16 protein-coding genes are annotated in these 14,720 nt (G+C 72.2%); 10 read left to right on the top strand and 6 right to left on the bottom strand.

All coding sequences use genetic code 11. The features are described 5' to 3' along the window. Position 1: 1 nt before the first annotated feature. The 6 genes from O7553_RS06615 to O7553_RS06590 form a co-directional block, all read right to left on the bottom strand. Positions 2-823 (bottom strand): SAM-dependent methyltransferase, encoded by an 822-nt coding sequence (locus tag O7553_RS06615; RefSeq protein ID WP_281553960.1) that lies wholly within the window; start codon positions 821-823, stop codon positions 2-4. A gap of 186 nt (positions 824-1,009) precedes the next feature. After that, a complete protein-coding gene (gene pcaF, locus O7553_RS06610; protein WP_281553959.1) occupies positions 1,010-2,215 on the bottom strand; it encodes a 3-oxoadipyl-CoA thiolase in 1,206 nt (401 codons plus the stop codon). 29 nt (positions 2,216-2,244) lie between these two features. Then, positions 2,245-3,042, bottom strand: coding sequence for an ABC transporter ATP-binding protein (locus tag O7553_RS06605; RefSeq protein WP_281553958.1), 798 nt, complete (start codon positions 3,040-3,042; stop codon positions 2,245-2,247). A 63-nt stretch (positions 3,043-3,105) separates the two neighbouring features. Beyond that, positions 3,106-3,888, bottom strand: coding sequence for an ABC transporter permease (locus O7553_RS06600; protein WP_281553957.1), 783 nt, complete (start codon positions 3,886-3,888; stop codon positions 3,106-3,108). Then, the gene (locus O7553_RS06595; RefSeq protein WP_281553956.1) at positions 3,885-4,754 is read right to left on the bottom strand and encodes an ABC transporter permease; all 870 of its coding nucleotides are present in this window, start codon (positions 4,752-4,754) and stop codon (positions 3,885-3,887) included. The genes O7553_RS06600 and O7553_RS06595 overlap by 4 nt, the downstream gene beginning before the upstream one ends. After that, positions 4,751-5,713 (bottom strand): ABC transporter substrate-binding protein, encoded by a 963-nt coding sequence (locus O7553_RS06590; RefSeq protein ID WP_281553955.1) that lies wholly within the window; start codon positions 5,711-5,713, stop codon positions 4,751-4,753. Before O7553_RS06590 ends, O7553_RS06595 begins: the two co-directional genes overlap by 4 nt. 155 nt (positions 5,714-5,868) lie before the next feature. Between O7553_RS06590 and O7553_RS06585 the strand changes: the two genes are divergently transcribed. The 10 genes from O7553_RS06585 to O7553_RS06540 all read left to right on the top strand — a co-directional run bounded on the left by O7553_RS06585 (position 5,869) and on the right by O7553_RS06540 (position 14,709). After that, positions 5,869-7,092 (top strand): 4-hydroxybenzoate 3-monooxygenase, encoded by a 1,224-nt coding sequence (locus O7553_RS06585; protein WP_281553954.1) that lies wholly within the window; start codon positions 5,869-5,871, stop codon positions 7,090-7,092. 36 nt (positions 7,093-7,128) lie between these two features. Then, on the top strand, positions 7,129-7,968 hold the full coding sequence (locus O7553_RS06580; RefSeq protein ID WP_281553953.1) for a CoA transferase subunit A: 840 nt from the start codon (positions 7,129-7,131) through the stop codon (positions 7,966-7,968). Then, positions 7,965-8,732 carry a CoA-transferase gene (locus O7553_RS06575; RefSeq protein WP_281553952.1) on the top strand — a complete coding sequence of 256 codons (768 nt, stop codon included), beginning with the start codon at positions 7,965-7,967 and terminating at the stop codon, positions 8,730-8,732. The genes O7553_RS06580 and O7553_RS06575 overlap by 4 nt, the downstream gene beginning before the upstream one ends. 35 nt (positions 8,733-8,767) lie before the next feature. Continuing rightward, entirely contained in the window at positions 8,768-9,514 is a 747-nt protein-coding gene (gene pcaH / locus O7553_RS06570; protein ID WP_281553951.1) for a protocatechuate 3,4-dioxygenase subunit beta, read from the top strand. Next, a complete protein-coding gene (pcaG, locus tag O7553_RS06565; protein WP_281553950.1) occupies positions 9,511-10,098 on the top strand; it encodes a protocatechuate 3,4-dioxygenase subunit alpha in 588 nt (195 codons plus the stop codon). The genes pcaH and pcaG overlap by 4 nt, the downstream gene beginning before the upstream one ends. Further along, positions 10,073-11,464: a 3-carboxy-cis,cis-muconate cycloisomerase gene (gene pcaB / locus O7553_RS06560; RefSeq protein WP_281553949.1), complete on the top strand. Its 1,392-nt coding sequence runs from the start codon at positions 10,073-10,075 to the stop codon at positions 11,462-11,464. The genes pcaG and pcaB overlap by 26 nt, the downstream gene beginning before the upstream one ends. Next, entirely contained in the window at positions 11,464-12,282 is an 819-nt protein-coding gene (gene pcaD / locus O7553_RS06555) for a 3-oxoadipate enol-lactonase (RefSeq protein WP_281553948.1), read from the top strand. Before pcaB ends, pcaD begins: the two co-directional genes overlap by 1 nt. Beyond that, positions 12,260-12,766 carry a 4-carboxymuconolactone decarboxylase gene (gene pcaC / locus O7553_RS06550; RefSeq protein WP_281553947.1) on the top strand — a complete coding sequence of 169 codons (507 nt, stop codon included), beginning with the start codon at positions 12,260-12,262 and terminating at the stop codon, positions 12,764-12,766. The genes pcaD and pcaC overlap by 23 nt, the downstream gene beginning before the upstream one ends. Before the next feature lie 29 nt (positions 12,767-12,795). Continuing rightward, a complete protein-coding gene (locus tag O7553_RS06545; RefSeq protein ID WP_281553946.1) occupies positions 12,796-13,602 on the top strand; it encodes an IclR family transcriptional regulator C-terminal domain-containing protein in 807 nt (268 codons plus the stop codon). Positions 13,603-13,731: 129 nt separating this feature from the next. Continuing rightward, complete coding sequence (locus O7553_RS06540) at positions 13,732-14,709, top strand: hypothetical protein (protein ID WP_281553945.1); 978 nt, start codon at positions 13,732-13,734, stop codon at positions 14,707-14,709. Positions 14,710-14,720 lie beyond the last annotated feature (11 nt).

Here is a 14,720-nt window from a genome sequence, read left to right as displayed (position 1 = left end):
GTCAGACCGCGGCGGCGTCCAGGCGGGCGACGCCGCCGAAGGCGCCGAACCGCTCCGGGTGGGCGTCCACGTCGGCGTCGGTGTCCGGCCGCCACAGTGGCAGGTGGACCACCCCCGGTTCGACGATGGTGAAGTCACCGAACATCGCGGCCACCTCGGCTCGCGAGCGCAGCGTGATCTCGGTGTCGGTCCGGGCCGACAACCGCTGCGCGGCCAGCACTTCCGGTGGCTGGTCCTCGTAGGTGGCGTGGGAGATCACCAGGTAGCTGCCGACCGCCGCGGTCGCTCGCAGCCGCCGCAGGACGCCCTGCGGATCGTCGGCGTCGGGCACGAAGTGCGCCACCCCGGCGAGCAGGATGCCGACCGGCCGGGTGAAGTCGACCAGCCCGGTCGCGGCGGCCTGGGCGCAGATCGCCTCCGGTTCGCGCAGATCGGCCTGCAGGACGGCGGCCCGGCCCACCTCGGCCAGGATGCTCCGACTGTGCGCCACGGCCACCGGGTCGATGTCCACATAGACCACGGTGGCCGCCGGGTTGACCGCGTGGGCCACCTCGTGGACGTTGCCCACCGTCGGGATACCGGAGCCGATGTCCAGGAACTGGTCGACGCCGTCGGCGAGCAGCGTCCGCACGGCGCGGCGTAGGAATGCCCGACCGGCCCGCATGGTCTCCGCCAGGTGCGGCGTCATCGCGGCGATCTGCTCGGCGAGTTGACGGTCGACCTCGAAGTTGTGGGCCCCGCCGAGGAAGAAGTCGTAGACCCGGGCGGCGCTGGGACGACTCAGGTCGACTCCGGACGGGACTCCACTGGCCTGCTCCGCCATCCTGCCTCCAGCTCGTTCGCGACGTCCACGTCGGCCCAGGCGTGACGGGCGGGTCGGCACGGGCACCAGCCGTCCGCACCGGGCGCCGGCCAATGCTAACGCCGCGACGGTGGAATGTGCACCGTTGGCAGGTTCACGACATTGCCCTCATCCGGCCCGAGATCCGCCCACCGGATCGACACCATCTCAGCTGGCCGACTCGAGCAGCAGCGAGATACCCTGCCCGACCCCGATGCACATCGTGCAGAGCGCCCGGTCTGCGTCGCGGGCCCCCAGCTCCAGCGCTGCGGTCAGGGCCAGCCGCGCCCCGCTGGCCCCGAGCGGGTGCCCGAGGGCGATCGCCCCACCGTTCGGGTTGACATGCTCCGCGTCGGCCGGCAAACCGAGCTCCCGCAGTACCGCCACCGCTTGCGCGGCGAACGCCTCGTTGAGCTCCACAACATCCACTTCGGACATTTTGACACCCTGTCGACCGAGCAACCGACGGGTGGCCGGTACCGGCCCGATGCCCATCACCCGGGGCTCGACGCCGGCGGTGGCGGCGCCGGCCACCCGGGCCAGCGGGGTGAGTCCGTACCGCCGGATGGCGGCGTCACTGGCCACCAGCAGCGCGACCGCGCCGTCGTTGACCCCGGAGGAGTTGCCGGCGGTCACCGTACCGCCGGAGCGGAACGGCGTCGGCAGAGCAGCCAGCTTCTCCAGCGAAGTCTGCCGGGGGTGTTCGTCGACCGACACGGTCACCGTGCCCTTACGGCCCTGCGGCACCTCGACCGGCACGATCTCGGTGGCCAGTCGGCCGCTCGCCTGGGCCTGGGCGGCCCGCTGCTGGGACCGCAGCGCGAAGGCGTCCTGCGCGGCCCGATCCACGCCGTACTCGGCGGCCACGTTCTCCGCCGTCTCCGGCATCGAGTCGGTGCCCCAGCCGGCCCGCATCAGCGGGTTGACCAACCGCCAGCCGATCGTGGTGTCGTGGATCTCCGCGGTGCGCGCGTACGCCGTGGCCGCCTTCGGCAGCACGAACGGCGCCCGGCTCATGCTCTCCACCCCGCCGGCGACAACCAGGTCCGCCTCGCCGGCTACCACCGAACGGGCGGCGATCGCCACCGCGTCCAGCCCGGAACCGCAGAGCCGGTTCACCGTGGTGCCGCTGGTCCCGGTCGGCAGGCCGGCCAACAGCGCCGCCATCCGGGCCACGTTGCGGTTGTCCTCGCCGGCCTGGTTGGCGCAGCCGAGCACCACGTCGTCGACGGCGTCCCAGTCGACCGAGGGGTGCCGGGCGACGAGTTCGCGGATCACGTGGGCGGCCAGGTCGTCCGGACGCACCGGGGCGAGCGCCCCGGCGTAGCGGCCGAACGGCGTACGCACCCCGGCGACGAGATAGGCGACGGGCATCTCGGTCCTCCTCGGAAGGGCGGAAAGGGTCAGGGCCGGCCGGCCTGGGCGGGTGGTCGCTGCCCCCGCTTGGCCGCCTGGATCTGCTCGTAGACGTGCCCGCGCAGCTGGGTGAAGCGCGGCTCGGCGCGGGTGTGCAGCTGGTCGCGGTCGTCCGGCAGGTCGATCCGCAGGCTCTCCTGCACCACGGTCGGCGACGAGGACAGGATCAGCACCCGCTGCCCCAGGTAGACCGCCTCGTCGATGTCGTGGGTGACGAACAGGATGGTCACCCCGAGCCGCTGCCACAGCTGGCGGATCAGGTCCTCCAGGTCCGCGCGGGTCTGGGCGTCGACCGCCGCGAACGGCTCGTCCATCAACAGCACATCCGGCTGGTACGCGACCGCGCGGGCGATCGCCACCCGCTGCTGCATGCCGCCGGACAGCTGCCACGGATAGGCGTTGTGGGTGTCGGCCAGACCGACGGCGGCCAGCGCCTCGTCGACCAGTTCCCGGCGCTTGCCCCGGGCGATGCGCTTCTGCCGCAGCGGCAGCTCGACGTTGTCCCGCACGCTCATCCACGGGAACAGACTGCGCCCGTACTCCTGGAAGACGACCGCCATGCCGGGCGGCGGCCCGGTGATCGGCCTACCGCGCAGCCGGACCTCGCCGGAGGTCGGCGGCAGCAGCCCGGCCATGCACTTGAGCAGGGTGGTCTTGCCGCAGCCGGAGGGGCCGACCAGGCAGACCAGGTCGCCGTCCTCGATGGTGAAGGTGAGGTCGCGCACCGCCTCGACCTGGCGCTGCCGCCCGTCGTAGACCTTGCGCAGGCCCTGGACATCGAGCATGGGCTCGTTACCTCTCTGTCGTTTCCGGCGCCGCCACGTCGGCCGGCCGCGCCGGGCAGCGGATCATGTGCCGCGCTGTGCCTGGCGCAGGCCGTGGTACCAGGCCAACGCCCGCATCTCGACGAAGCGGAAGAGCACCGACAGGGCGAAGCCGAGCAGACCGAGCAGCAGGATGCCGGTCCACATCTGCGGGATCGCGAAGGTGCGCTGGAACTGCACGATGGTGAACCCGAGACCGTTGCTGGCCGCGAACATCTCGCTGATCACCATCAGGATGATGCCGATCGACAGTGCCTGGCGCATGCCGGCGGCGATCTGCGGGCTGGCCGCCGGCAGCACCAGGTGCCGCAGCCGGGCCGGGCCGTTGAGGCCGTAGGAGCGGGCCGTGTCGGAGAGCACCTCGTCGGTGGCGCGCACGCCCTCGACGGTGTTGAGCAGGATCGGCCAGACGCAGCCGGCCGCGATCACCACGATCTTCATGGTGTTCTCGATGCCGGCGAAGAGCATGATGATCGGCACCAGCACCGGCGGCGGGATGGCCCGGAAGAACTCCAGCACCGGTTCCAGCGTGGCCCGCACGGTACGGATGCTGCCGACCAGTACGCCGAGCGCGACGCCGACGAACACCGCCACCGCGTAACCGGCGGCCAGCCGCAGCAGGCTGGGCAGCACGTCGGCCCGCAGGCGCTCGACGGTCCAGGTCTCGGCGAAGGAGCCGAGGATCCTGCTCAGCGGCGGCGCGTAGAAGCTGGTGCTACCGGCGCTGCTGAACCACCAGACGGCGAGCAGTACGGCCGGCAACGCGACGACCAGCCCGGCCCGCTTCAGCACCCCGGCCGCCCTCACACGATCACCTCGCCGCGCATCGACTGGTGCCAGGACAGTGCCCGCCGCTCGACCGCGCGGGCGATCAGGTTGATCCCGACGCCGAGCAGTCCGGTGACCACCACCAGGGCGTACATCAGGTCAACGGCGCCGGAGGTCTGCGCGACCGCGATCCGGCTGCCCAGCCCGGGAGCGCCGATGACCAGTTCCGCGGTGATCGCCAGCACCAGGGCGACGGCGGCGGCGAGCCGCACACCGGTCATCACGTACGGCAGCGAGGTCGGCCAGACGACGTGGCGGATTCGGGCCCACCGGCCGAGGCCGTAGCTGCGGGCGGTCTCGTCGGCGACCGGGTCGACGTCCTGTACGCCGTACAGGACCTGGACCAGCACCTGCCAGAACGCTGCGTAGACGACCAACAGCAGGGTGGATTCGAGGCCGGTGCCGTAGAGCAGCACGGCGAGCGGGATCAGCGCGACCGACGGGATCGGCCGCAGGAACTCGATGGTCGAGGCGGTGACCGCGCGCAGGGCCGGCACCGAACCGATGACCACGCCGAGCGCGATGCCGGCGATGACCGCGATGGCCAGGCCGATCGCCCAGCCGGTCAGCGTGTCACGGAGTGCCGACCAGAAGGCACCGTCGCCGAGCAGCTCGACCAGGGCGGCGAGGATCTCGGTGGCCGGCGGCAGGTAGCGCGCCGAGACGAGCGGGGTCGACGGGAGGACCTGCACCAGGACCAGCAGGCCGGCCAGGCCGGCGACGCCGAGCAGCGCTGTCGGTGGTCGGCGTCGCCGGCTGGGTGCGGCCCGGTGGGCTGTTGCTGACGTGCCCCGGTCGGGGCCGGCGGAGCCGGCCCCGACCGGGGTGTTGTCGACCGCTGTCACGGCAGCAGCGCGTCCAGATCGGGCTCGGACTCGAAGACACCGTCGGCGAGACCGAGCTCGGCGACCCGCTCGATCGACGCCCGGTTGATCTCGGCCGGCCACATCGGCAGCGTCATCGCGTCCAGGATCGCCTGGTCGATGTCGGTGTAGCTGCGCAGCACTGTGCGCACCTCGTCGGGGTGCGCGTTGGCGTAGGACAGCGACTCGGCCATCGCCTCCTGGAACCGCGCAACCAGGTCGGGGTTCTCCTGGGCGAGCTTGGTGCTGGTGAAGTAGACCGCGACGGTCAGGTTCGGGGCGGTGTCGACGAAGTTCCAGGCGACGACCCGGCCACCGGCGTCCTTGGCGATGGCGAGCGACGGCTCGACCATCCAGGCGGCGTCGACCTGGCCGCCCTCGACGGCGGCCGGCATCTGCGGGAACGCCATCTCGACGAACTCGATCTCGTCCGGGTTGCCACCGGCCTTGCGTACCGACTCGCGGACGCTGGTGTCGCCGATGTTCTTCAGCGTGTTCACCGCGACCTTCTTGCCCGCCAGGTCGGCGGCGGTCTGGATCGGGCTGTCCCCACGGACCACCACGCCGCCGAAGTCGGCCTCGGGGTTGCCGGTCGAGGCCACACCGTTGGCCACGATCTGTACCGGCACGTCGGCTGTCTGCGCGGTGAGCAGCGAGGTCACGTTGCTGAAGCCGAACTGGAACTGCTCACTGACCACGCCGGGGACGATGGCGGCACCACCTTGACCGCTCTCCATGGTCAGGTTGATGCCGCGCTTGGTGAAGAAGCCTTTCTCCTCACCGAGGTAGATCGGCGCGACGTCGACGATCGGGATGATGCCGACGGTGACGTCGGTGACCTCTTCGGTGCCGCCGGCCTCGTCGGTGGACGAGTCGGAACCACAGGCGGCGGTGACCAGCAGCGCGGCAGCCAGGGTGAGGGCGACGAGGGGCCGTCGCATGGGACCTCCAGGGGGATGGGTTCGAGGTTGAGCCGGTCAGGGGTGTTCGCTGACCGAACGGTGGTTCTTATGATGAACGTACGACCCAGCGAGGGCCCACGTCAATGTCACATATCGGAAGAGTCCCTGCCAATCTGGCAGGTGGAGGGAGCGTCGTGCGAACCCAGGTTGGCATCATCGGAGCGGGACCAGCGGGTTTGATGCTCGCCCACCTGCTGCGTCTCGAGGGTATCGACTCGGTCGTGCTGGAGACCCGCGGGCGGGCGTACGTGGAGAGCCGGGTCCGGGCCGGGGTGCTCGAACACGACACGGCGCAACTGCTCGCCGACACCGGCGTCGGCGCCCGGATGCGCCGCGAAGGACTCGTGCACACCGGCCTTGAGCTGCGCTTCGAAGGCGTCAGCCGGCGGATCGACCTGGCCGCGCTGACCAGCGGTCGAGGGATCACCGTCTACGGTCAGCAGGAGGTGGTGAAGGACCTGATCGCCGCCCGGCTGGCAGCCGGCGGCGAGATCCTGTTCGATGTCACCGACGTCGAGCTGGCCGGGATCGACAGCGATGTCCCGGTCATCAGGTTCGCGCACGAGGGCACGATACGCGAACTGAACTGCCTGGTGGTTGCCGGATGTGACGGTTTCCACGGGGTCTCCCGGGGCAGCATCCCCGCCTCGGCCCGACGCACCGTCGAGCACACGTACCCGTTCAGCTGGCTCGGGGTGCTGGCCCAGGCCGCCCCCTCGGCGCACGAGCTGATCTACGCCCAGCACGAACGCGGCTTCGCCCTGCACAGCATGCGCAGCCCCGAGGTGACCCGGCTCTACCTCCAGGTGCCCAACCGGACCGAATCGAGCGACTGGCCGACCGCGCGGATCTGGGACGAGCTGCACACCCGGCTGGCGACCAACGACGGCTTCACCCTGCAGGAGGGCCCGATCCTGGAGCAGGGGGTGACCCCGATGCGAAGCTTCGTTACCGAACCGATGCGCTACGGCCAGCTGTTCCTGGCCGGCGACGCGGCGCACATCGTGCCGCCGACCGGCGCGAAAGGGCTGAACCTGGCGGTCGCCGACGTCCGCTTCCTGGCCGAGGCGCTGACCACCTGGTTCCGTCAGGGACGCGGGACCGGGCTGGACGAGTACTCGGCCCGGTGCCTACGCCGGATCTGGCGGGTCCAGCACTTCTCCTCCTGGATGACCGGGCTGCTGCACCGGCCCGCCGACGCCGACGAGTTCAGTCACCGGCTCCAGGTGGCCCAGTTGGAGTACGTGACGACCTCCACCGCGGCGGCGACCACCCTGGCGGAGAACTACGTGGGACTACCGCTGGACTGGAGCAGCCGCGTTGACACGCCGGTGACCCCGACCGTACCGTTCGCTTAGCGAACTTTTGTTCATCACACGCACCGGGGATGATGCATGGCTGAAATTTCCTCGCTGGCGGGCGGTGTCGCCGACCTGGTCCACGACGGCGACAGCGTCGCCCTGGAGGGATTCACCCACCTGATCCCGACCGCGGCCGGGCAGGAGATCATCCGGCAGGGCCGACGCGACCTCACGCTGATCCGGATGACCCCGGACGTCGTCTACGACCAGCTGATCGGCGCCGGCTGCGCCAAAAAGCTGATCTTCAGCTGGGCCGGCAACCCCGGGGTGGGTTCGCTGCACCGGTTCCGCGACGCGGTACAGCGCGGCTGGCCCCGTCCGCTGGAGATCGAGGAGCACAGCCACGCCGGGATGGCCAACCGGTACGTCGCCGGCGCCGCCGGCCTGCCGTTCGCCGTACTCCGCGGCTACGTCGGCACCGACCTCGCCGACCGCACCCCGACCATCGCGCCCATCACCTGTCCGTTCACCGGCGAAGTGCTCACCGCCGTACCGGCGCTCAACCCCGACGTCGGCATCGTGCACGCCCAACGCGCCGACCGGCACGGCAACGTGCAGATCTGGGGCATCACCGGGGTCCACAAGGAGGTCGTACTGGCGTCCGCACGGTCCCTGGTCACCGTCGAGGAGATCGTCGACGAGCTGACCCCCCGACCCGGCGCCGTGGTGCTGCCCGGCTGGGCGGTCACCCGGGTCGCCGAGGTGCCCGGCGGGGCGCACCCGTCGTACGCGATGGACTACAGCGACCGGGCCAACGACTACTACCAGCAGTGGGACGAGATCAGCCGGGACCGGGACACCTTCACCCGCTGGCTCGACGAACACGTCCTGGCCGCGGCGGGGACCGACGCGACGTACGGTGGTGCGGAATGAACGAGCCGCAAGCCGTCGAGGGGTTCACCCGCGACGAGATGATGACCGTCGCCGCCGCCCGGGCGCTGCGCGACGACGCCCGCTGCTTCGTCGGCATCGGCCGGCCCAGCACCGCGGCCAACCTGGCCCGGCGGACCCACTCCCCCGACCTGGTGCTGGTCTACGAGTCCGGCACCATCGGCGCCAAGCCCGGCCGGCTGCCGCTGTCCATCGGCGACGGGGTGCTCGCCGAGACCGCCGACACGGTCGTGTCGGTGCCGGAGATCTTCAACTACTGGCTGCAGCCCGGCCGGATCGACGTCGGCTTCCTCGGTGCCGCGCAGATAGACCGGTACGCCAACATCAACACCACGGTGATCGGCGACGACTACACCGACCCGTTGGTACGGCTGCCCGGCGCGGGCGGAGCACCGGAAATCGCCGCCTCGTGCGGCGAGGTGATCGTCATCGTGCCGCAGAGTCGGCGTACGTTCGTCGACCGGGTCGACTTCGTCACCTCGGTCGGCTTCGGCGCGGGCCCCGGCGACCGGCAACGCCTCGGCCTGCGCGGACGAGGTCCCACCCTGGTCATCACCGACCTCGGCATGCTGCGCCCGGACCCGGACACCTGCGAGCTGACCCTCACCCAGCTGCACCCCGGAGTGGGTGTCGAGCAGGCCGTGGCGGCCACCGGCTGGCCGCTGAAGGTCGCCGCCGACCTGACGACCACCGACGAACCCACCCCGCAGGAGCTGGCCGCCCTGCGCCAGCTGCTGAACCCCTGACCCCGGCGGGGACAGCTGACCAAGGAGGCACCGCCATGCCCGACACCACGCCCGTACGGGCCGACCGCCCAGGCGGACTGCTCCTGCCGCGCTACCGACGCGACGACACCGCCGTGCACCCGCCGCTGCTCTCCCCCGACTACAAGTCCACCGTGCTGCGTGCCCCCGCCCAGTCGCCGGTGCTGCTCCCGCAGACGCTCACCGAGATCACCGGCCCGCTGCTCGGCGAGGGCCGGGTCAGCGCGACCGACGCCGACCTGAGCCGCAGCGGCGACGGCGAAGCCCAGGGGCAACGGATCATCGTGCACGGCCAGGTCCGCGACAGCGACGGCCGACCGGTGCCGGACACCCTGGTGGAGGTCTGGCAGGCCAACGCCGGCGGGCGCTACCTGCACAAGCTCGACCAGCACGACGTACCGCTCGATCCGCACTTCACCGGCGTCGGCCGGGCGATGACCGACTCGATGGGCCGCTACCGGTTCGTCACCATCAAGCCCGGCGCCTACCCGTGGCGCAACCACTCCAACGCGTGGCGGCCGGCGCACATCCACTTCTCGCTGTTCGGCCGGGCCTTCACCCAGCGACTGGTCACCCAGATGTACTTCCCCGACGACCCGCTGTTCCCCTACGATCCGGTCTTCAACTCGATCCCCGACCCGGCCGCCCGGCAACGGCTGATCGCCAGCTTCGACCTGGCCAACACGGTCGAGGAATGGGCGCTCGGCTTCCGGTTCGACATCGTGCTGCGCGGCACCGAGGCGACCCCGATGGAGGAATCATGACCATCAGCGTGACCGCGTCGGACTGGGACCAGCAGACCGGGCTGACCCCGGCGCAGACCGTCGGACCGTACCTGGGGATCGGCCTGCCCTGGCCGGACGGGCCGTTCGTGGTCGACGAGACCGACCCGGCGGCGATCTGGCTGCGTGGCCGGCTCCTCGACGGCGCCGGCGACCCGGTGCCGGACGGTCTGATCGAGACCTGGCAGGCTGACCCGCAGGGCCGGTTCGACCACCCGGACGATCCGCGCGGCGCGGTGGCCGGGTTCCGCGGCTTCGGCCGCTGCCCCACCGACGGGACCGGCGGGTGGGCGGTACGCACCCGCAAACCGGGGCCGGTACCTGGATTGGACGGACAGCCGCAGGCCCCGCACATCGCCGTGTCGGTGTTCGCCCGGGGGTTGCTGCACCGCGTCGTCACCCGGATCTACTTCCCGGACGAGGCCGACGCGAACGCCGCCGACCCGGTGCTGGCCGGGCTGCCGCAGGCCCGACGCGGCACGGTGATCGCGGCCGCCGAGCCGGACGGCTACCGGTTCGACATCCGACTGCAGGGCGAGCATGAAACCGTTTTCTTCGCCGTCTGACCCGGAGTCCACCATCGACGATCCCGAGCCGGTCGGTCTGTTCGACCCGTTGCTCGCCGCCGGCGGGGTCCGGGCCGCCGTCGACGACCGGGCCTGGCTGCGCGCCATGCTCGACGCCGAAGCGGCGTTGGCCCGCGCCCAGGCGGCCGGCGGGTCGGTGCCGTCGGCCGCCGCCGAGGCGATCACCGCCACCGCCCGCGACCACCGGTTCGACCCGGCGGCGATCGGCGCGGGTGCGACCGGCGCCGGCAACCCGGTGGTGCCGCTGGTCGCCGCGTTGCGCGCCGCCGTCGGGCCGGACAGCGCCCGGTACGTGCACGCCGGGGCCACCAGCCAGGACATCCTGGACACGGCCGCAATGCTGGTGGTCCGCCGGGCGCTGGGTCCGCTGCTGGACGACGTACGGCGGGCCGCCGCGGCCGCCGCCCGACTGGCCGAGACGCACCGGGACACTCTGCTGCCCGCCCGGACCCTGCTGCAGCAGGCGCTGCCGACCACCTTCGGGCTGGTCGCCGCCGGCTGGCTGACCGCGCTGGACACCGCCGCCCGCCGGCTGGGCACCGTCCGGGACGAGGTCCCCGCCGTCCAGCTCGGTGGCGCCGCCGGCACCCTCGCCGCGTTCGGTGCCGACGGCCCGGCCCTGGTCGACCGGCTCGCCACCGAGCTCGACCTGGCCGCCCCGCAGCTGCCCTGGCACACCGACCGGAGCCGGCTGGCCGACCTGGCCGGCGTGCTCGGCGGCACCGCCGGCAGCATCAGCAAGATCGCCCGCGACGTCACGCTGCACGCCCAGACCGAGGTCGCCGAGCTGGCCGAGGAACGCCCCGGCGGTTCGTCGACCCTGCCGCACAAAAGCAACCCGGTCGCCGCCGTCACCGCCGTCGCCTGCGCCGGTCAGGTCCCCGGGCTGGTCGCCACCCTGCTGGCCGCGATGACCCAGGAGCACCAGCGGGCGGCCGGCGGCTGGCACGCCGAGTGGCGGACGCTACGCAGCCTGCTGGAGTCGGTCGGCTCGGCCGCCTACTGGCTGCGAACCTGCCTGGAAGGGCTGCGGGTGGACGCCGTACGGATGCGGGTCAACCTCGACCTGACCGGCGGGGCGCTGCTCGCCGAGCGGGTCAGCGGGGCGCTGGCCGGGCAGCTCGGCCGGCACCGGGCCAACGAGATCGTCAAGGTAGCGGTCACCGGCGGTCCCGCCGCCGGGCTGGCCGAGCGGCTGGCCGCCGACCCACAGGTCAGCGCGGTGCTCACCCGGGCCCAGCTGGACGAGTTGCTCGACCCGGCCGGCTACCTCGGTGCGTACCGCGAACTGATCGACCGGGCGCTGCGCGATCACCACAGCCGACCGACCCAGGAGGACCGCTGATGACCACCGACATTCACCCGGTGGCGGTCGACCACGAGATCGTCGGACCCGACGGTGCGCCGGTGGTGCTGCTGGCCAACTCGCTGGGCAGCACCCGGGCGATGTGGGATCCGCAGGTGCCGGTGCTCACCGGCGCCGGGCTGCGGGTGCTGCGCTACGACACGAGAGGGCACGGCCGCTCCCCGGTACCGCCCGGTCCGTACAGACTGGACGATCTCGGGGCCGACGTGCTCGCCCTGCTCGACCGCCTGGAGCTGGACCGGGTCCACGTGGCCGGGGTGTCCCTCGGCGGGATGACCGGGATGTGGCTGGCCGGACACGCCGCCGCCCGGGTCGACCGGTTGGTGCTCTGCTGCACCTCGGCGCTGCTCGGCCCGGCGCAGGCGTGGGCCGACCGGGCGGCCACGGTGCGGGCCGAGGGCACCGGGGTGGTGGCCGACACGGTGGCGGCCCGCTGGTTCACCCCCGGGTTCGCCGCCCGGCGACCCGACGTTTTCGCCGCCGCCCGCGAGATGATCGCGGCCACCCCGGCCGAGGGGTACGCCGGCTGCTGTGTCGCGATCGGACAGATGGACCTGACCGGGCTGCTGCCGAGGATCACCGCGCCGACCCTGGTGATCGCCGGCGCCGACGACCCGGCCACCCCGCCCTCGCACAGCGAGACGATCGTCGCGGGCATCCCCGACGCCACCCTGCAGATCGTCGCCGACGCCGCGCACCTGGCCAGCGTCGAGCAGGCCGATCAGGTGTCCGAGTTGATCCTGACGCATCTCACCGGACAGGAGGTGACCGGCGATGCCGACCGATCCGCCGGTTGACGCCACGACTCCGTCGCCCGGCCCTCGGGCCGCACCGTCGTCGTCGGATCCGAGGTATGACGCCGGGATGGCGGTACGCCGAGCGGTCCTCGGCGACGCGCACGTGGACCGGGCGGTCGCCAACACGACCGAGTTCACCGCCGACTTTCAGGACTTCATCACCCGGTACGCGTGGGGCAGCGTCTGGACCCGCGACGGGCTGGACCGGCGGACCCGCAGCTGCGTCACGCTCGCCGTACTGACCGCCCTGCACTGCACCGACGAGCTGGCGATGCACGTGCGGGCCGCGCTGCGCAACGGGTTGACCGCGCAGGAAATCAACGAGGTGCTGCTGCACACGGCGGTCTACGCGGGTGTGCCGGCCGCGAACAGCGCGTACGCGGTGGCACAGCGGGTGCTGGCCGAGAGCCCGGGACCGGATGGTCGGATCTCCGACAGCGAAGCAAGATCATCGGCGGATCCGGGCACCGTGGAACCCGGTTAGGGTTCGGCGACCATCACCACAGGAGAGTTATGAGCGAGCACGGGCGGGAAACTCATTTCGTGCAGTCGTTGGAGCGCGGCCTCGCCGTGATCCGCGCATTCGACGCCCAGCATCCTGAGTTGACACTCAGCGAGGTGGCCCGGATCTGCGACCTGACCCGCGCCGCCGCCCGCCGGTTCCTGCTCACCCTGGTCGACCTCGGCTACGTCCGCACCGACGGACGGATGTTCTCGCTCACTCCCCGGGTGCTGGAGCTGGGCTACGCCTACCTGTCCAGCATCTCGCTGCCCGAGGTCGCCGAGCCGCACCTGGAACGGCTGGTCGCCCAGGTGCACGAGTCGTCGTCGGTGTGCGTGCTGGACGGCGACTCCATCGTCTACGTGTCCCGGGTGCCGACCTCGCGGATCATGACAGTGTCGATCAACGTCGGGACCAGGTTCCCGGCGTACGCCACCTCCGTCGGCCGGGTGCTGCTGGCGCACCTGCCCGAGGAAGAGGCGGTCGCCCGGCTGGAGCGCAGCCGGCTGGACCGGCTCACCTCCCGTACCGCCCACACCATGGCGGCATTGCGGGCGGAGCTGGACCGGGTCCGCGCCCAGGGCTACGCCATCGTCGACCAGGAGTTGGAGGAAGGTCTGCGGTCGGTGGCGGCACCGATCCGGGACCGGGCCGGCAAAGTGGTCGCTGCGGTGAACATCTCGGTGCACGCCAGCCGCAACACCGTCGAGTCGATCCGCCGCGAACTGCTGCCGCACCTGCTGGCCACCGCCGCCAAGATCGAGGCCGATCTGCGGATCGCCGCGCCGGGTCGGGCCACCCGGCTGCCCGGCGCCTGACCGCGCCGCACCCGCCGTACCCGCCGAACCGGTGACCGGGCCGGACCGGGGCCGGGGACCCCGTCGAAACGGCCCGTCCGGGACCTTCGGCCCAATGCCGGCGCAGCGCCGGGCGGCCACTGTTGAGGTATGGGCTCAACCACCGGGCTTCCCGAGCCGATCCGGTCCCGCCCGTGGACGGTACGGGTGGCGGCCGGCCTGCTGATCTTCGTCGGCGTCACGGCGGTCGGCGGCGGCGTGGAGATGTGGCTGTACCCGTACGGCAACGAATTCGTGCGTACGGAATGGCTCCGTGACCTGCCGTTGATCGACACCTGGCGGCTACCCGGGCTGGTGCTGGGGGCCGGTCTCGGTCTCGGCGCGCTGGTCAGCGCGTTCGGGCTGCTGCGCAGACCACGGTGGCGCTGGCTCGCCCCGGTGCAACGGGTGACCGGCCGGCACTGGTCGTGGGCCGCCACCGGGGTGTCGGGGATCGCGCTCGGCGGATGGATCCTGCTGGAGGTCGTCCTGCTGCCGCAGCGGTCGATCATCGAGGCGCTCTACGGCATCCTGGCGGCCGGGCTCGTCGGGCTGTGCTCGACCGCGTCGCTGCGGCGCTCGCTGGCGCTGACCCCGGACCGCGACGTCGCGCCCGGTCAGCAGGTAGGGCAGGCCGCGCCGGAGCGTGGACTCCCCGACCGGCGGCGACTGCTCCGCCGGGAGCGGGTTCTCATCGGGCTCGAAACGTTCCTCGCCGTCAGCGCGGTCGGCGGTGCCGTTGGGCTGACCACCGGCGGCATGGACCTCGGGCCCGTCACCGCTGACCTGCCGTTTGCCTCTCCGGTGCTGGCCGGCGCCGCCCTGGCGGCGGTCAACGGGGTCCTGCCCGGCGTCGTGGTGGTCGCCGCGGTCAGCCGGCGGTCGTGGGCACCGCTCGGCCACCTCGTCGTCGGGGCCGCACTGGTCCTGTGGATCGTCGTCCAGGTCGCCGTCATCGGTCCGGTCTCCTGGCTCCAACCCGTCTTCCTCGGGTACGGCCTGGCCGTTGTCGGCCTCGCACTCCGACTGCCGCTGCGCCCAACGGTCGGCGCCGCAGAGACGCCAGCCCGCGTCGTACCCGGGCGGTAGCCTCGCTGCGG

This window comes from Solwaraspora sp. WMMA2059 (assembly GCF_027497315.1).
Taxonomy (GTDB): domain Bacteria; phylum Actinomycetota; class Actinomycetes; order Mycobacteriales; family Micromonosporaceae; genus Micromonospora_E.
This window is presented reverse-complemented; position numbering and strand designations above follow the sequence as displayed.